The 17,372-nt window shown below is 39.4% G+C and carries 14 protein-coding genes and 1 pseudogene; 5 read left to right on the forward strand and 10 right to left on the reverse strand.

The genetic code is table 11. The features are described from left to right. Positions 1 to 523: 523 nt before the first annotated feature. The 7 genes and pseudogenes from QZL88_RS12230 to QZL88_RS12260 form a co-directional block, all read right to left on the reverse strand. A pseudogene (locus QZL88_RS12230) lies at positions 524 to 1,918 on the reverse strand (TraG family conjugative transposon ATPase); the annotation flags it as partial. Then, the gene (locus QZL88_RS12235; RefSeq protein ID WP_296941509.1) at positions 1,911 to 2,246 is read right to left on the reverse strand and encodes a DUF4133 domain-containing protein; all 336 of its coding nucleotides are present in this window, start codon (positions 2,244 to 2,246) and stop codon (positions 1,911 to 1,913) included. The pseudogene QZL88_RS12230 and the gene QZL88_RS12235, both read right to left, overlap by 8 nt. Before the next feature lie 45 nt (positions 2,247 to 2,291). Then, positions 2,292 to 2,594, reverse strand: coding sequence for a DUF4134 domain-containing protein (locus tag QZL88_RS12240; protein ID WP_006844193.1), 303 nt, complete (start codon positions 2,592 to 2,594; stop codon positions 2,292 to 2,294). 172 nt (positions 2,595 to 2,766) lie between these two features. Beyond that, positions 2,767 to 3,513: a hypothetical protein gene (locus tag QZL88_RS12245; RefSeq protein ID WP_296941511.1), complete on the reverse strand. Its 747-nt coding sequence runs from the start codon at positions 3,511 to 3,513 to the stop codon at positions 2,767 to 2,769. Between the two features lie 2 nt (positions 3,514 to 3,515). Further along, entirely contained in the window at positions 3,516 to 3,821 is a 306-nt protein-coding gene (locus QZL88_RS12250) for a DUF3408 domain-containing protein (RefSeq protein WP_296941513.1), read from the reverse strand. 17 nt (positions 3,822 to 3,838) lie between these two features. Next, positions 3,839 to 4,297, reverse strand: a complete 459-nt coding sequence (locus QZL88_RS12255; RefSeq protein ID WP_296941515.1) for a DUF3408 domain-containing protein — start codon at positions 4,295 to 4,297, stop codon at positions 3,839 to 3,841. A gap of 6 nt (positions 4,298 to 4,303) precedes the next feature. Further along, positions 4,304 to 5,059, reverse strand: a complete 756-nt coding sequence (locus QZL88_RS12260) for a ParA family protein (protein ID WP_296941518.1) — start codon at positions 5,057 to 5,059, stop codon at positions 4,304 to 4,306. A 791-nt stretch (positions 5,060 to 5,850) separates the two neighbouring features. On the opposite strand from QZL88_RS12260, the gene mobA reads away from it, so the two are divergent. Continuing rightward, positions 5,851 to 6,282 carry a conjugal transfer protein MobA gene (mobA, locus tag QZL88_RS12265; protein ID WP_296941520.1) on the forward strand — a complete coding sequence of 144 codons (432 nt, stop codon included), beginning with the start codon at positions 5,851 to 5,853 and terminating at the stop codon, positions 6,280 to 6,282. Between the two features lie 2 nt (positions 6,283 to 6,284). Continuing rightward, positions 6,285 to 7,538: a conjugal transfer protein MobB gene (mobB, locus tag QZL88_RS12270; protein WP_296941522.1), complete on the forward strand. Its 1,254-nt coding sequence runs from the start codon at positions 6,285 to 6,287 to the stop codon at positions 7,536 to 7,538. Between the two features lie 3 nt (positions 7,539 to 7,541). On the opposite strand, the gene QZL88_RS12275 is transcribed toward mobB, so the two are convergent. Then, entirely contained in the window at positions 7,542 to 8,435 is an 894-nt protein-coding gene (locus QZL88_RS12275; RefSeq protein WP_296941524.1) for a DUF5677 domain-containing protein, read from the reverse strand. 192 nt (positions 8,436 to 8,627) lie between these two features. On the opposite strand from QZL88_RS12275, the gene mobC reads away from it, so the two are divergent. Continuing rightward, entirely contained in the window at positions 8,628 to 10,637 is a 2,010-nt protein-coding gene (gene mobC, locus QZL88_RS12280; protein WP_296941527.1) for a conjugal transfer protein MobC, read from the forward strand. Positions 10,638 to 10,682: 45 nt separating this feature from the next. Here mobC and QZL88_RS12285 read toward each other — a convergent pair whose 3' ends face one another. Both QZL88_RS12285 and QZL88_RS12290 read right to left on the reverse strand, forming a co-directional pair. Beyond that, positions 10,683 to 11,786 carry a hypothetical protein gene (locus QZL88_RS12285; protein WP_296941529.1) on the reverse strand — a complete coding sequence of 368 codons (1,104 nt, stop codon included), beginning with the start codon at positions 11,784 to 11,786 and terminating at the stop codon, positions 10,683 to 10,685. A gap of 5 nt (positions 11,787 to 11,791) precedes the next feature. Continuing rightward, complete coding sequence (locus QZL88_RS12290; protein WP_296941531.1) at positions 11,792 to 13,426, reverse strand: hypothetical protein; 1,635 nt, start codon at positions 13,424 to 13,426, stop codon at positions 11,792 to 11,794. Positions 13,427 to 13,663: 237 nt separating this feature from the next. Between QZL88_RS12290 and QZL88_RS12295 the strand changes: the two genes are divergently transcribed. Together QZL88_RS12295 and QZL88_RS12300 are read left to right on the forward strand one after the other, a co-directional pair. Continuing rightward, the gene (locus QZL88_RS12295) at positions 13,664 to 15,223 is read left to right on the forward strand and encodes a DUF3945 domain-containing protein (protein ID WP_296941534.1); all 1,560 of its coding nucleotides are present in this window, start codon (positions 13,664 to 13,666) and stop codon (positions 15,221 to 15,223) included. A 35-nt stretch (positions 15,224 to 15,258) separates the two neighbouring features. After that, positions 15,259 to 17,370, forward strand: a complete 2,112-nt coding sequence (locus tag QZL88_RS12300; RefSeq protein ID WP_296941536.1) for a type IA DNA topoisomerase — start codon at positions 15,259 to 15,261, stop codon at positions 17,368 to 17,370. Positions 17,371 to 17,372: the final 2 nt, after the last annotated feature.

Below are 17,372 nucleotides of genomic sequence, written 5' to 3' on the forward strand. Positions count from 1 at the left end.
GTAACGTTTAAACCTCTATCCACTTCATTACAAAGTGGCATTCGCTTTTTCTACTATCCCATATCCGCACCTCTATCAGCTTGCCTTACGGCTCACTTTCCTAAGTAAATAGGAGAAGTACGGGTTTTCCGAGTTCTGCATAAGTAACACGAACGGGTTAGGCTCTGTCTATCCACCGGCAGCTCTCATATTCGTGTAATCCCACAAGGGAGAGGATTATCCTGGCTGCGTACCTTTTGGTTCAAGCTTATCAGCATTCTTTAGCTTGTTCTTTTCGTAACGATGTTTATTGACAGTTCACATTTGTTAGCCATACCATTCAGCCTCGCCCCCAGAGCATATAATGCTTACGCTCGTTGTCTTTCCCTCACGGTTCCGACTCCTCCTTTCGGAAGGGTTACTTTCTCAGGATAGCTTCGTACAAAACAATTACTCATAATGCACGTATCCTTAGGCTACTATTGACGAAACAATAGGTTTAATCTTGTTGTTAAACAATTACTTATGCAACTTCTCGTCGCACACCCTGTTCCCAATATTGGCGACACATATGATTCGTAAAAAAGGACTTACCACTACCCGAAGGCCCCAAGATAAACTTGTTGCGGTTCGTGATAATTCCCTGCTTCATGGGAAGGTCAGAAATATCCACATGGATGGGTTTTCCGCTTACCCGGTCTGCCATTTTGATACCAAAAGGTGAGGGAGACGATTTGTAATTTGTTTCCTCTGTGAAGAAGCACAAGGCAGGTTCTATAAACGTGTAGAAACTTTCTTCACTCGGAAAATCACCCGCATTCCCCGGCATCGCTGCCCAATAGAGTGTCGCAGCATCTACCGTGTTATGGCGGGGCTTGCACTCCATGAGTGCCAATTGTGAGCCAACATCGTTACGGATATTTTTGAGTTCTTCCGCATCATCAGACCATGCCATTACATTGAAGTGTGCCCGAACAGATGTAAGCCCGAAACTATGGGCTTCGTTCAGGTACTTGTCGATCCATTCTTTATTTATTTGGTTTCCACGACTGTACTTCGATAACGATTGCATATTGCGGGCAGATTTTTCAAACTGCCGCAGGTTTTCTGCCGAATCGTCCAGAAATATGTATTGGTTATATACATGGTCACAGGATAAGAGCAACCCCACAGGTGAGGCAAACGACAGGCGGCAGTCGCTTCGATCCGTAGATAGTTTTTCGTATCGCATATCTGTTCCGATTGTTCCGGGCAAGTCTTCCACATCGGAAATGGTATGCAGGCATACTGTTTTATCTCCGATACGCAAGCCATCTGCTCCTAACTCCAGATCCTCCAGACAAGTGGTATCTTCCAATGAAAGGGTAAAGTATTTCTCAATCAGCCCAGCTTCTTTTTCCGTTCCTGTTATTTCGTCTGAAGCAATACGTGTCAGCGTGATAAATCCCGAATCATTTAGGATACGTTCAAATTGTCCGACTGCCTCCAAGAAGCGTACTGCCATCTCTTTATTGACTTCTTTGGGAATGATATACCCCCGACAGAGCGATGAGAAGTTGCTTTGCATCCGCATCCGATCCTTTGTCGTTTTGGTCAAAAACAAAAAACAAGTGTGGTTCAGAAAAGGACGTTCGTTGAAGTGACGTTCAAATGAACGGGATAGAAAACTCATATTCTCCTTATCAGTAGCAGGTTTGTAGTTCTCTTTGACAAACCAATCCTGTTTGTGAATAACCGAGTAGTCGGGCAATACCTTGATCGCTTTCGTCCAAGCCGAGTGTATGGCTTCGTATTCGGTATTAGTAACCGTGAACAGTTCCGGCAGATCCACACGATAGGCTACCGTTATATCTGCATCTTTTGAAATAATGCAATCGTGTTCAACCGAAAGCAAAGGAAACTTACTTTCAATAGTAGCTGCTTTTAGTGTATTACGCATTCCGTACCTCCTTCTTTTTGGGGTATTGGAACAAGCGACGGGAATTTTTGCGGTTGATCAGAAAACGGGGGTGCTGTCGTTTGGCGAGCAACTTCATAAGCCCGTGTTCTCCATATTTCGCATTCAGGTTGAAAGTTAGCCATACCAGTGTGGACGCGGCGATAACACCGAAACCGATACATACCCACTGATCTACTCCGGCCATATACATCACTACAAATACGATGAATACAGCCAGTAGACCACCTGCGAAAATGAAAAGGTATTGTGCTTTCAAACCCTTAAATTCCACGCTCTTGCCAATGCCCTTGTTAATATTATACTCCATTTCTTCTTATTCGTATTTAATGAATAATAAAGGGGTCTGAGACCCTTACAGGAAGAAAGAGCGTAGAATGGTAGCAGCCACAATCAGAAAGATACACGCACCGAACCACGAAGCAGCAGTTTTAGAGGTGTCTGGGTCACCTGAGCTAAACTTATTATACACTTTTATTCCTCCGATGAGTCCTACAACTGCACCGATAGCGTAGATGAGTTTTGTGCCCGGATCGAAATACGAAGTGACCATATTGGTGGCTTCGGTAATACCTCCGATACCGTTACCTTGTGCGAATACAGATGATACAGCAACCATGATAAAGGCTGCTGACAGAAGAAATTTTTTCTTTGTCATACGATTTTTGATAATAGTACAGGGGGTGGAATAGTCCCCTGTACTGAATGAATAATGTTGTTTAACTTTGATTTTTTAGTGGTGGTCGCAGACCCTTTTGTTTGGCTGACGCACATTCACGCTAACCATAGTCTTTTTGCTTCATACTCTTTTGTTTTAATTGTTAGCTACTTTACGCAAATCCGCGTACATCAAACTCTTTAGGTGCTCTGACTGTCGGTTCCTCCAATTCTCCAGCGTCTTGTTGTTTGCGATGAAAGGCAGCAAAATAGTCATCCATAAGTAAGGATACGACCACTTTCTTTTTAGGTTCTCCCGAAACGACCTGTTCAAACATATCGGTCTTACGTATCTCAACCAATACCCGTCCGGCTTCTTCTTTTTCTTCGGATGTTGCATTGTCGGGAGTCTCTACCGTTCGCACCATACTCGCCAAATTATTGAAGTCAAGTCCCAACGCCATTGAAACCCCGGCTCTCCCTTCGGTATCTGCATCTTCTGTTTCCTCTTCGTCTAAATCGCTGTCGTCGTCATAGTCCGGCTCTAATTCGGGGGGAGTGTTCTCAATCTCTAAATTGATTTCATCCGAATTATCTTCCGTTCTATTGTCTGTCGAAAAAACTTCATCGAGTTTATCCAAAGGGATTGCTGCCGAGGTCTTTTTTTCTTCTTTCTCGACAAATATAGAAGCATTTTCTTTCTCTTTTTCATTATTAATCAGCGTGGTAGCTTCTGTCCGGGATTGTCTGATGTCAAATTTACTTTTGCCGATAATATCCTCTTTTGGTACTGCACGAAACGGATTGAAAGCCGATTTTTTAGCAGCATTCTTTTTTCGTTTTTGCATCCGATCCCGAAGTAGATATAGGACGACAAACAATGCGTACAGTGCAATGGCTGAAATGATATATTGTTTCATGGCTAAAATATATCGGTGTTCTTTTTGCGATATAGTTCGGTAATCTCGTTTTGGTAAGTATCGAAATGATGCTCCAGCACATTGTTCAGGTAATCGAACAAACTATAATCGTTCTCACCGATAACCTGTACAATCTTCATAACACGTTCGTGGAACTCTTTTCGGATATAGACTGGTTTTCTATCTCTGGTTTTATTCTGGACTTCTCTAAAAAAACAAGCTTCATATTGTTGAACTGCTGTTGGAGCCTCAACATTAGAAGTTTCGCAAGGAGTCGTTCTTTTATTAATTTTCTTTCTCTTTTTCATATTTCATTGTTTTTTGATTAAAATACTTTCTCAATATTATTATCATACAGTTCGGTTATGTCTTCCTGATAAGTAGTAAAATGATGCTCCAAAACATTGTAGATATAACTGAATAATGAAACATCATTCTTAGCTATGACGTGCAGTATCTTAATGATTCTCTCGTGATGCTCCTTACAGATATAAACCGTTTTCCCGCTACGTGCAGCTATTGCAGACTCATGTATAAAAAGGCATTGATAATCCGCCTCTACCTGTGCTTTTGATTTTCGCTTACGTGGTTCCTCGCCTGGGAGTTCTTTTATGGTCTCGTTTACAGGTAGTTGAACTTGTTCTTCGACTTGCTCTTCCTGATTAGTCACTCCTTCTATCGAAGCGGGTTCGGGAGAATAAGCTTGTAACTTGCGTTCTCTTCTGCCTGTACGAGCAATGATGTCCTGAGCGTTCAACTTCGTATCGGTTTTCTTTTCTTCCATAGTGTATTACTTTAGAATTTCGAGCAATTCGTCTGAAAGAGTGTCTATATTGCTGCCTTTTACAAGAGACTTATCGACAGGGAACAGTGTAGATCGGAATAGAGCTTTATGGCTGACGGATTGTTCACGTCGGAATCGCAGGCTATTGGGGATAAATGTATTCAGGGTTGTAAACTCCAATTCATTAATCACCGCCTCATATACTTCGTAGAGTTCAGATTTTTCCCGTCCATCCACCAGATTCCAAAGCAGGTAAATTTCTTTAATATCAGATTTGCCACTGCCCATAATATCATCACGTACAGTTACCATGTAATCAAGTGTACTCTCCATTACTACACGGTCAGCAGCGATAGGAGCAATAATATAGTCCATTCGTGCAAGCGTATGGATTAAATCTACATTGTTGAGCGTTCCCGGCAGATCAAAAAATATAAAATCAAAATCACCTTGCGGAGTCAGATGTTCGGCATCAGCGATAGCCTCTTTAGTGTTGCTCTCAATAATGGGATAGGCTTTCTTGTTTTCCAAACGGGTAAACTGTTCGTACAGCATCCCTTTGTAATACTCGTCACTTTCGCACATCTTAAAATCCCGCTCCCGCATATCTGCTATGGAATATTGAGGATAATCGCAATCAATCACTGCGATATTTTTTTCTTTTACATAGTGCAAATAGGAAGCTGCCAATACAGTAAGAGTTGTCTTTCCGGCTCCACCCTTTTGGGTTGAGAATGCCACATAAATAGGTTTCTTTTTCATTTCAATTAATTTTTAAATGATACAATCGTTTTTTCGTATAGCCGTACCCAAGGAAATACATATATTTCTAAGTATCGACTTTCGTTCGGTGGTACATCTGTTTTCAGGTAACAACCTTTGAATAGAGGTACATACAACCAACCGTCTATTGGGACATATCCCTGTTGGAACGTTGCAACAGACTTACGTTCTTAGGTTGGTTCTTTTGTAAATTGGTTGATTTGATATTAGATACTATATATACTACCTATGTATCTGAAAATGGACTATCCAACCATCCTCTCTCTGTACGTTTTCACCTCTGTATAATCGCACATAGATTCCTCCTTTGGTACAACTGATTGCAGATCTCTATATCTCGCCATACAATCAATTGTCCGGCAAATAAAGCCCATATTTTTCATACTTACATTATGTTTTTGAGAGGTGGCAGCTTGTGTCCAAGGTTGTCTATGCCTATTGATTTTCAATTGATTATTTTAGTAAATAACTTTGCTGCATGAAACGTCAAAGAGGATTCATATCGGTTTTAAGTTTGTTCCGACATTCAAAAAATGCCTGACAGAGATCAGGTTTTTATCCCGAAAAGTTCGGGATAGGGAGATTGCCCTTTACGGGCAAAAAGTATTTGCATTTGGGCAAATAGCAAGGTATGTTGAGTGCATCGCAAAATGAATTTTGCAGCACACAACCCTTGCTCTTCCAGAGGGGTATTTTCCTCTCCGAAGTCGGGAAAAATGAAGACGGGTTGAACCGTCCGTAGCGTTCATAAACCACTAAAAAATCATGTTATGAACAAAGAAAAAAGAAATCCCCACAATCGGGGAAAAGGGGGCAGACCCCCGAAGAACGATCCGGCGAAGCATCGACTGACTGTGAACCTGACAGATCAGCAACATGTCGATTTTTTAGCCTTGTATGAACGGTCAGGTGTACAATCCTTATCCGGTTTTATCGCTGCCCGCATCTTTGGGCATGAATTTCGTGTAGTGAAAACCGATGCTTCGGCAGTAGAATTTATTGCAAAACTTACTGCTCTGCACGGACAAATACGAAGTATCGGAGTCAATTACAATCAGGTTGTAAAGGAGTTGCATTCTAATTTTGGAGAGAAAAAAGCATTGGCATTGCTCTATAAATTAGAAAATGCAACCATTGAACTGGCCAGAATCGGACGGGAAGTAATGCAGTTGTGCGAACAATTTAAGACTAAACATCTCTAAAAATGGTTGCTAAATTTAGTCACGGAAGCAATCTGTATGGTGCACTTTCCTACAATCAAGAGAAGGTAAACGAAGGTTTAGGAAAAGTTTTGGCTACCAATATGGTGATTGAACCCAACGATGGAGTGTTCAATGTTACCTCTTGTATGGAAGACTTCGAGCGATTTATGCCCTCGCATATTCGCATATCAAAACCTGTTATCCATATCTCACTCAATCCACATCCGGACGATAGGCTGACCGATCAGCAACTTGCTGACATTGGACGTGAATATATGGAGCAGTTCGGATATGGCGAACAACCCTATATGATTTTCAAACATGAGGACATTGGCAGAGAACATATACACATCGTTTCGACACGTGTACGCACGGATGGCTCAATAATCAGTGACAGCAAAAATTACGAATGCAGCAGAAAGATTACCGATTCTTTAGAACAAAAGTACGGTCTGCACTCAAAAGAAAAGAATCAGGGCGAGGCATGGCAGCTTACACCAATAGACGTTAGCCAGGGGAACTTAAAAAAACAGGTGGCAAACGTCATAAAACCGCTCTCCGAAATGTATTCTTTTCAGACTTTGGGAGAATATCGTGCTTTGCTCTCCATCTATAATATAGGAGTAGAGGAAATCAAAGGAGAAAATAAGGGTAAAGCATATCGAGGATTGGTTTATTCGGCATTGAATGACAAGGGCAATCGTGTCGGAACACCGTTGAAATCGTCTCTCTTCGGTAAGAATCATGGTTTAGATAGATTGGAAAAACGATTTGGGAAGTCAAAAGAAACAATCAAGGCAAGCGGCATAGCCAAACAAACTCGTGCTACTGTTTCTGCGTCCTTCGCAAGCACCCGCACAGAGAGCGAGTTCCGAGCGGCTTTGTGGGAGAAAGGTATCGACCTTGTGCTACGACTGGGCGATGAAGGACGCATCTATGGGGCTACATTTATCGACCATAATCAGAGGGTAGTTCTTAACGGTTCTCGTCTGGGTAAGGAGTTTTCTGCAAATGTTCTTAACGGACGTTTTGTAGATAATCCACATCGTGAGGATCTGCAAGTACCAGCACCGAAACATTTCGATAATAAGCAACCAACCACCAATCGGAAACCGCAATCAACACACTTCGAGACGAACGATCCGGAGGGAAGTTTATTCTCTGTCTTTACTCCCGAAGTAGAGGGGACAGATAACAAGCAACCGACCTTAAAACGTAAGAGGAAAAAGAAACGTAGGTATGGGAGGCAGATGTAGTCATTATTTGCTAACTTTAGCTTGAAAATATGTATCTAAGACTTCTGTAGGGTTTATTTCTTGAATATGAGATAAAAGATTTAATGCTAATCCTCGATTTTTATATGAATAATTCCAGATATCAGATATGTCATTTGAGTATTTAATAAGTGTTAGGGATTCATGTATAAGTGTTCCGAGATATAATATCATACAGGCTTCATCTTTATATAGTTTTTTATATAATTCTTCTTTATTGGTATGATCAAAATCAGGATCGAACGCTCCTATATCATAAGTACAACCATATAAGGACCCATGAAGGGCTTCGGAGGCATCCGAATAATATTGTATTTTATTCAAACTAAAAAACACATCAAGGAATTTACCCCATTCTTCTAAAACTTTGATTCTTTCATTTAGGCTTTTTTTACTCCAACTTAAATTGGGCTTTGTTTCTGAGAATATTGTTAATGCTTCTTGCACAATTGGAATTTCTTTTAATTTTTCTCTTTTTTTCTTTATTGCATCAGCATGTTCTTTATATGTTTCATAGTTATCGATTCCTTCTTTTAAGCTAGTGCCTACTTTGAAATAGTATTTGTAGATGGGGTGTAGAATAAATGCACGATACTCTTTTGCATCACATACACTGGCGTAACAAAAGTTTGTGACAGTTTCCATAAACGATCGGGCAAGCATAGTAACTTCACTCGAAAAGCATTCCACTTGAGTAGCTAATTGAATAAGTGCAGCTCCTGTTTGCTTGCCACTAATTAAAAGTGTAGCTGTTTTTGCTATACGTTCATCCGTAATCTTTGCTATTGCTTCTTGTAAAAGAATTAGTTCTGCTCCAAAGAATTGTATTGCTTCGTTATGATAATGTTTTAAGTTTTCAAGAGAATGAGTTGTAGACATTATAGATTTCAATTTAAGTGTATTTTTTTCTCCATAAAGATAAAATATAATTCTACTATTTGTTTATTTTCAAAAAGATAATAGCCATTCCCAGCCACAAGCTACCACTCTCTATACGACTTGCTTCATATCACAATCATCTACTTACATTCGCATTTTTAACAAATTAGAAACGATCTAAATTCAACGATTATGCAACAAGAAGATGATTTAAGAGGACTTGCCAAAGTCATGGAGTTTATGAGGGCGATCAGTATTTTGTTCGTGCTGATGAATATTTATTGGTTCTGCTATCAAGCAATATACGAGTGGGGAATCAATATCGGGGTAGTAGATAAAATTCTAATGAATTTTAACCGTACCGCAGGTTTGTTCAATTCTATATTGTGGACGAAAATCTTTTCTGTAGTCTTTCTTGCCTTGTCCTGTTTGGGTACAAAGGGAGTGAAGGAGGAAAAGATCACATGGAATCATATCTATGTATGTCTTATTTTGGGTTTTGTATTTTTCTTTTTGAACTGGTGGCTTCTTTATCTGCCTCTTCCCAAAATAGCCAATGCAGGTTTCTATATTTTTACCATTACAGTAGGATATATATTGCTTTTGATGGCGGGTACATGGATGAGCCGCTTACTCAAAAACAACCTGATGGACGATCCGTTTAATAACGAAAATGAATCGTTTATGCAGGAAACCAAGTTAATGGTAAACGATTATTCGATAAACCTGCCTACAAAGTTCTGGTACAAAAAGAAGCAATGGAAAGGATGGATTAATGTAGTAAATCCTTTTCGTGCGGCTATCGTATTGGGTACTCCTGGCTCGGGTAAGTCTTATGCCGTTGTAAACCAATTTGTCAAACAGCAGATCGAGAAAGGTTATACAGGCTATATTTACGATTTCAAGTTTCCAGACCTTTCGACTATTGCTTATAACCATCTGTTAAACAATAGAGAAGGTTATAAGAAAGTACCGACCTTTTATGTGATAAACTTTGATGATCCAAGTCGTAGCCACCGTTGCAATCCAATTAACCCGTCATTTATGGATGATATTTCGGATGCATATGAGAGTGCATACACGATAATGTTAAATTTGAATCGAACTTGGGTGCAGAAGCAAGGAGACTTCTTTGTAGAATCTCCGATTATTCTGTTTGCCGCTATAATTTGGTATTTGCGTATCTACAAGGATGGTAAATACTGTACTTTTCCTCATGCCATAGAATTTCTGAACAAAAGTTATGAAGATATTTTTCCGATTCTGACTTCGTACCCTGATCTCGAAAATTATCTTTCTCCCTTTATGGATGCATGGAAATCTGGGGCTGCCGATCAGCTCCAAGGACAGATAGCATCAGCTAAGATACCTTTGTCTCGTATGATTAGTCCGCAATTATATTGGGTGATGTCGGGTGATGAGTTTACTTTGGATATCAACAATCCGGATGATCCTAAAATATTGGCAGTAGGCAATAATCCCGACAGACAAAATATATACGGAGCGGCACTCGGATTGTATAACAGTCGGATTGTGAAGCTGATAAATAAGAAGGGGCAACTCAAATCATCGGTTATCATTGATGAGTTACCGACAATTTATTTCAAAGGGTTAGATAACTTGATAGCCACCGCCCGAAGCAATAAGGTTGCTGTATTATTGGGGTTTCAGGACTTTTCGCAGCTAAAGCGTGACTATGGAGACAAAGAGGCTGCCGTAGTAATGAACACGGTAGGTAATATATTTTCGGGACAGGTAGTCGGAGACACAGCGAAGACCTTATCTGACCGTTTTGGTAAAGTATTACAGAAACGCCAGTCTATGACCATCAATCGCAACGATAAATCGACTTCCATTTCTACCCAGATGGATAGTTTGATACCAGCATCCAAAATATCCAATCTGACTCAGGGTATGTTTGTCGGAGCGATAGCTGATAACTTTGATGAGCGAATAGAGCAAAAGATTTTTCATTGTGAAATTGTAGTAGACAATGAACGTGTAACTTCTGAAACCAAAGCATATAAGAAGATACCTGTCATTACCAACTTTGTAGACGAAAATGGTGTAAATCGCATGAAGGAAATGATTAAGGAGAATTACGACCGTATCAAAGCAGAAGTGAAACAGATTGTGGCGGATGAATTGCAACGCATTAAGGATGATCCAGAATTGTGTAAGTTGCTGCCGAAGGAGGAGTAAATTTCATAAAGTAAAGAACTGTCTTAAAAAAAACAGTTCTTTACTTTATCTAAACTGTGCATCTTTCCATTCATCAACAAGAGTTTTAGATTTAAAAAAGCTGTATGCAAAAGCAAAAAGATCTGAAAAGTTAATGTTTTCAACACGTAAGAGATGGGTTCTGAATGAAGCGTCTGTTACCTTTCTTCCATTTGCCAGATTTTCCAATAATCTATTTTCTGCATTATTCTCGGTATAAACATTTATTGCTAAATCAAGATGATTTAGTGTTGAATCATGAAAAGATTTACCGATGGCAGCATCCGTATCAAGATGAATCATACGACTAACAATATATCTTTCAGTAGGAGAAACGATGTTTTTTTGCTCTATTAATTCTTCCATCATCATAGAAAGATTTCCATTTCCATCTCTTTTTGCAATGATATCCAATCTCCTAATATTTTGGCAGTGATACTCCCAATATTCATCATAATTATCTTTAGGATTAACACTTTTATCTAAGAAAAACGAGCACCCTTCATGGCTTCTATTGTAAATAGAAAGTTCATGCCACCATTTAGGGTTCGGTGGAATAAGTTGTGACTCAAATAATTTTTGTGGAGGCTGGGTTGAATACACTACGTGAGGATTGACCCTAATGTATATAGGACTTTGAGGACGATTATTTGACATCCAGCCTAATACAGTTAAGGGCACATATCCATCTATGTACCCATATTGATTATTAAAGTGTATGATTTCAGAATCATTAATTCTTTTAAAAACAGAATAATCCACCAACTCTCTATCTCTAACATGCTGAAATAAAGAAGGATTTGCTTTAAATAAAGGCTGGTTTTCAGAGTATAATTCACATTTTCTACGAAGACATATGATATCTTTTACATATTCAGCTTCAAGTCCAACGCAAATACAAGCAATCCTTTTGGGTTTATCATAATTAGTAAAATGTCCTATGATAAAGTAGCTTGCAGCTATATTTTCTTCATATTCTCCAATAAATTGAGCTCGAAAATTTATAGATTCTATAGCTGCTGCATTACCTTCATGAAGGAGGTTTTCAAAATTATGAAAAAGACTCTCTCCAATTTTAATTTTTTGAGAAGATAGCCATTCAAGAAAGATATAATATTCTTCTATATTCATAACAATTATTCAAATGGAGTAATAATTGGCACTTTGCTAAAATATGGATGAGTATAATTTAAGAATTGTTTGTTTGCATCATCCCTCAATTTAATCGTTGGATAATCCCAACTGCCCTCTATATATTCTTTTATACGAGTTAATGTGATTGCTTTGTATTTTCCGTTAAACATATAAAAGGTCGGTGTGTTAATAAAAAAAATTGGTTCTACTTCAAAGTCAAGAATGCTATAATCTATATGGAACATAATTTCCAAATGTTCTTGTAGCACTTGTAAATTTTCACTTAACCAATTTTTCTTAGCCTCTATTTTTATCTCATATCCTCCAAAATTAGTATAATCAGTTCGATAACCAACAGCATCGTACCGAGCACGATTATATTTCGTGTCTGAAATAAATATCTTTTTATTATCCTTGTTTACAACAATAAAATCGATCTCTCCCAACCCCTGAATATCTACTTTTACATTTGATTTTCCTTTTTTTTGTTTGAATGATTTTGTATTTCTACAATAAGGGAACTTGTTAGTAATAAATATTTTTTCGATTTCATTTTCCAGTAAGCGATCATGTTCTAAGCCTTTTTTATTCATAAACTTAACCATCCCTTTATTCTGTAACCACTCCGCTGGCATAGTGTTCCAATGAATAGTATTAGATGCGATAACCATCATGCTTTCTGCTATTTTGCTATCTCCTATAAGAGATCGTTCTACGTCATCAACAGTATAGGTCAGCATTGGTCTAAACATATATCGTTTCTCTGAATGAGGTTTAAGAACAGCATCTTCTATACTAAGTTTATTCGCTTTGGTTATCATCAGGCCTGAATAAAACAGGAAAGTATTATCTTCGGATGTATTACATTCAGCAGCCAAATTAATAGGTAGTACATAAGGTTCTACGGTTTGATTTTGTCTATTGCTAAAATGCTTTTTTATCAGAGGGATTTGACCAATGGCTTTGTTGTAATCAATAGAAAAATTATTTTCAATGGCTTGTTTTAATTCTTCCAACGCAGCTTCATCAAAAAATGTTTCATAATCTGTACTAAAGTAGTTCAATAGCAATTTATTGAGTTCTCCATAATTATTTTGCCATCCACATGTGAATACGTTTTCTTCAAATTCAACAAAGTAGGCATTGGGAATCATCTTATGATAAGCTATGTAAATTGAAAATTCATAAATCCAATTTCCTAAATAATATAGTTCCTGCATAATATTCAATGCTTCTTGATATTCAATATTTCTTTTGGCTGTCAATTCAATATCACAAGATTGCTCCAATATCAATTTCAAGATTCTACGATATCGAGGGAAATCAGAATCAATATCATCAGGTAGTTGAAGCCCTCCAAGTTGTTCTATATATAAATCAATAGACGCTTCGTGTAATAAGAATACGTAGTGGAAAAATATTTCTGTGTCTTGTTGCAATATCAATGTTCTAAACTGATCTACAAAATACTCAAAACAGGACGACAATATTTCCTCAACTTCATTGTGGTCATAAGTTGTTATATTCCCATATTTTGAAATGAGGAATTCAGACAATCCTACATTCCAATACTTGTCGATAAATGGTTCGTACTCAAAAGTAAGTATTGAATGATTATTTATAGAAACATGAGACATAGTATTGAAAATTAATATTTAACACCAACAAAGATACTCAATTTAGCTTTGAGGTTCTTATTTTCATTGACAGAATTTGGCCTTAAAGTCATTCTAACAAAAAGTCTGAAAAGTCATATATCCCCAGACAACCCCAGCCACAAGCATCCATCTCATTAAATACTTGCAGTCAACTCATTAGTAAGATGTATTTTCGTTTTGCATTAATGTTAATGCAGAATAAAAACATCATTTATTATGGATCAAGACAAAGTAAAATCCGAAGAGCCTAAAGTCTTATTGACCCAAGGCGAAGATGGCAAACTAAAAGTCATCACAGGGGAGAAGGACGGTAAACTAAAAACCGTTGAACCCACCAAAGCGAATGCCGACCAGTTTTTGAAAGTTGATACCAACAGCAATTTTCTGGAAAATTTCTTCAAAAAAATGTCGGCACAGTTCAATCATCCATCGCACACAGGCGTTTATGCCGTCGGGATGTCAGCGGTAGATAAGATAGCTGCTTTTCTTGACAAACTTATCCGTATCGACCACACCGACAAAGCTCTCGATCCGTATCGTCTTAAATTTGACGGTAAGATAAAGATTGACATTGAGCTTACAGGTAAGTTTCAGCCTTTAGACCTCAATAAACTCAATTGGAAAGAGACTGAGAAGTTGGGCCTTTCGGGGGATAAGTTGCAGGATGCTCTCAAAGCGATGGTTTACGGGCACAAATCTCCCGGTCTGGTTGATATCAAACCTACTATCGACGGCAATGAATTCCCAATGCAAGCTCGCTTATCGCTGGAGCCACAAAAAGATGGCAGCATCAAGTTGGTAACCCATCCCAAACAGGAACAACCCGATTTTGAGAAACCATTTATGAATGTAGTCTTTTCCGAACAGGATAAAGAACAGCTACAGAAGACAGGACATGGTGCACGTGTGTATGACCTTGAAGTGAATGGAGAGAAAATACCCTCACTTGTATCTCTCGACAAAATGACGAATCGAATTGAAGCCGTACCCCTCTCTGAAATCAATATTCCCCAGACTTTGAAAAATACACCTCTTTCTCCCGAACAGCAGCAGGGATTGAGAGAAGGTAAAGCGGTATGGGTTGAGGGCATGGATAAAAAGGTCAAACCAGGAGAAGAACCACAAAAAATAGATCGTTTTGTACAGTTCAATGCCGTCAATAAGAATTTTGATTTTAAGTTCAGCGACGAGCAACGGCAACAGCATAAGGAGCAGCGACAAGCCAAACAGAGCGAAGGGCAAGCACAGGAAAAGCCATTACCAAAAGCCCGTAAAGTTGATGAGGTCTGGATTTATTCTAAGCAAGGAGGTGTACAACTTAGTAAAGAAGAGTTTACCAAGCTGTGTAATAAAGAGCCAATCTTTGTTGAGGGCATGCAATCCCGCCCGAAACAGCAACAAGCTGATGCATCGGGAGCACAAAAAGTGGAAGCTACCGACCAGAAAGGACAGAAGTATAATGCATGGGTATGGGTTGACGAAAACAGAGATAAAGTTCGCCATACCTCTAAGCATCCCGATCAAGTGCGAGCCATTGAAGCGAAACAAGCTGCCAAGGATTCTCAGAAGGTGACTCCTGCTGCCGAGAGCAAAACACAGGTCGCTGTCAATAATGAGGGCAAGACTAACGAGGCAACCAAATATTCCAAAGAGCCGCTAAAACAAGGTCAGACACAGCCCACCGCCAAGCAAGTCGAAAAGAAGGAGCAAAAACAGCAACAGGAACAAAAACAATCTCCTGCCGCTCCGAAAAAAAGTAAAGGGCGAAAAATGTAGTTTTTATGATCCACCACTAAAAAATCAATGTTACAATGAAAATAATAATAGCAGAAAAACCCTCTGTGGCTAAGAGTATAGCAGCCATAGTCGGAGCAAACAATAAAAAAGAGGGCTATATGGAAGGTAACGGATATGCCGTTACGTGGGCTTTCGGTCACTTGGTAGGACTCGCCATGCCGGAGCATTATGGTATCACAGGCTTTCAGAAAGAGAACCTGCCGATACTTCCTAAAGAATTTAAACTCTTGCCTCGACAAGTCAAAGAGGATAAAGAATACAAAAACGATCCCGGTGTGATGAAACAACTAAAGGTTATCCGCGAGTTATTCCATCGTGGAGAATCTATAATTGTGGCAACCGATGCCGGACGTGAAGGGGAACTCATATTCCGCTATATATATGAATATATAGGATGCACCCTTCCGTTTGAAAGGCTTTGGATCAGTTCGCTAACAGACCGAGCCATCAAAGACGGCTTTAAAATGCTTCGCTCCGGAGCCGATTATGACAATCTGTATGCTTCTGCCAAAGCCCGCAGTACCGCTGATTGGCTTGTTGGAATCAATAGTAGTCAAGCCCTTTCTATTTCGGCAGGGTATGGAGTTTGGTCTTTGGGCAGAGTGCAAACCCCAACACTGGCAATTATTTGCAGCAGGTATCTGGAAAATAAAGATTTCAAGCCACAGACTTATTTTCGCTTGAAATTGCAGACAAAAAAAGAAGCTACTACTTTTGCTGTTCATTCGGTGGATAAGTTCGATACCCGAATCCATGCCGAAGAAATTACGGCAAAGGTCAAAGCTGCGGGAAAGATATTCGTTACAGCCGTAGAACGAAAGGAAGTCAAACAAGAACCACTCTTGCTGTACGATCTTACCACACTTCAAAAAGAAGCCAATAGTAAACATGGTTTTTCGGCAGACAAAACGCTGACAATAGCTCAAAGTCTGTATGAAGCAAAGAAAATATCCTATCCACGAACAGGTAGCCGTTATATTTCCGAAGATGTTCTAGAGGAAATACCACATTTGATTGCGACACTACGGTCACACCCTCTTTTCGGGAAATACATAGATGGCAGATTTGATACCACGCTCAATACCCGTTCGGTCAATGATGCTAAAGTGACCGACCATCATGCACTGATTATTACGGAAGAATCTGCTACCAATTTATCCAAAGACGAACAGTCTATCTACGATATGGTTGCCGGACGTATGCTCGAAGCCTTTGGCGAACGTTGCATCAAAGAGAACACCACCGTATCATTGGATACCGATGGCGTACACTTTTCCTGCAAAGGGAGCGTTACACTCGTCCCCGGCTGGAGGGCGGTATTTGATGCTAAAGACGAGCCAAACGATGGAGAAGATGAAAACTCAACTTTACCTGCTTTAGTTGAGGGAGATCGTTTGTTGATTCGTGATTGCGAGATTCAGGAAAAGCAAACCAAGCCTCGTCCATTGCATACGGAGGCAAGTTTGCTTAGTTCAATGGAATCCGCAGGTAAAGAAGTAGAGGACGAACAACAGCGTGAAGCCATGAAAGAGTGTGGTATCGGGACACCCGCTACCCGTGCATCCATTATCGAAACATTATTTTCCCGTGAGTATATCATCAGAGAGAAAAAGTCCCTTGTTCCGACCAATAAAGGATTGGTGGTCTATCTGGCTGTAAAGGACAAAAAGATAGCCGACGTAGCCATGACAGGACAATGGGAGGAAGCCTTAAACAAAATAGCTTCGGGAGAAATGGATGCTGCTGCATTCCACAAAGGAATAGAAATCTATGCCTCGCAGATAACTACGGAGCTACTTTCTACCACCATTGAACGGACAGATAATCGCAATACTTGTCCCTGTCCTAAATGTAAAAATGGGCAGATGGTATTTTACCCGAAGGTGGTAAAATGTAAGGATGAAAACTGCGGGCTGACTGTATTTAGAACCGTTGCTAAAAAAGAACTGACGGATGGGCAACTCAATGACCTTTTGATGAACGGCAAGACTGCACTTGTAAAAGGTTTTGTAAGTTCTAAGACCGGAAGCACTTTTGATGCTACAGTTAAATTTGATGCGGACTATAAAACAGTCTTTGAGTTCCCGCCACGCAAAGGTGACAGCAAAAAACGACGTTCTAAGTAAAA

The sequence above is a fragment of the uncultured Dysgonomonas sp. genome (genome assembly GCF_900079725.1).
Lineage (GTDB): Bacteria > Bacteroidota > Bacteroidia > Bacteroidales > Dysgonomonadaceae > Dysgonomonas.

Coding starts and splice junctions, on each gene's coding strand:
- QZL88_RS12235 (WP_296941509.1), bottom strand. CDS start 2,246: ATGGAGTATAATATTAACAAGGGCATTGGCAAGAGCGTGGAATTTAAG.
- QZL88_RS12240 (WP_006844193.1), bottom strand. CDS start 2,594: ATGACAAAGAAAAAATTTCTTCTGTCAGCAGCCTTTATCATGGTTGCT.
- QZL88_RS12245 (WP_296941511.1), bottom strand. CDS start 3,513: ATGAAACAATATATCATTTCAGCCATTGCACTGTACGCATTGTTTGTC.
- QZL88_RS12250 (WP_296941513.1), bottom strand. CDS start 3,821: ATGAAAAAGAGAAAGAAAATTAATAAAAGAACGACTCCTTGCGAAACT.
- QZL88_RS12255 (WP_296941515.1), bottom strand. CDS start 4,297: ATGGAAGAAAAGAAAACCGATACGAAGTTGAACGCTCAGGACATCATT.
- QZL88_RS12260 (WP_296941518.1), bottom strand. CDS start 5,059: ATGAAAAAGAAACCTATTTATGTGGCATTCTCAACCCAAAAGGGTGGA.
- mobA (WP_296941520.1), top strand. CDS start 5,851: ATGAACAAAGAAAAAAGAAATCCCCACAATCGGGGAAAAGGGGGCAGA.
- mobB (WP_296941522.1), top strand. CDS start 6,285: ATGGTTGCTAAATTTAGTCACGGAAGCAATCTGTATGGTGCACTTTCC.
- QZL88_RS12275 (WP_296941524.1), bottom strand. CDS start 8,435: ATGTCTACAACTCATTCTCTTGAAAACTTAAAACATTATCATAACGAA.
- mobC (WP_296941527.1), top strand. CDS start 8,628: ATGCAACAAGAAGATGATTTAAGAGGACTTGCCAAAGTCATGGAGTTT.
- QZL88_RS12285 (WP_296941529.1), bottom strand. CDS start 11,786: ATGAATATAGAAGAATATTATATCTTTCTTGAATGGCTATCTTCTCAA.
- QZL88_RS12290 (WP_296941531.1), bottom strand. CDS start 13,426: ATGTCTCATGTTTCTATAAATAATCATTCAATACTTACTTTTGAGTAC.
- QZL88_RS12295 (WP_296941534.1), top strand. CDS start 13,664: ATGGATCAAGACAAAGTAAAATCCGAAGAGCCTAAAGTCTTATTGACC.
- QZL88_RS12300 (WP_296941536.1), top strand. CDS start 15,259: ATGAAAATAATAATAGCAGAAAAACCCTCTGTGGCTAAGAGTATAGCA.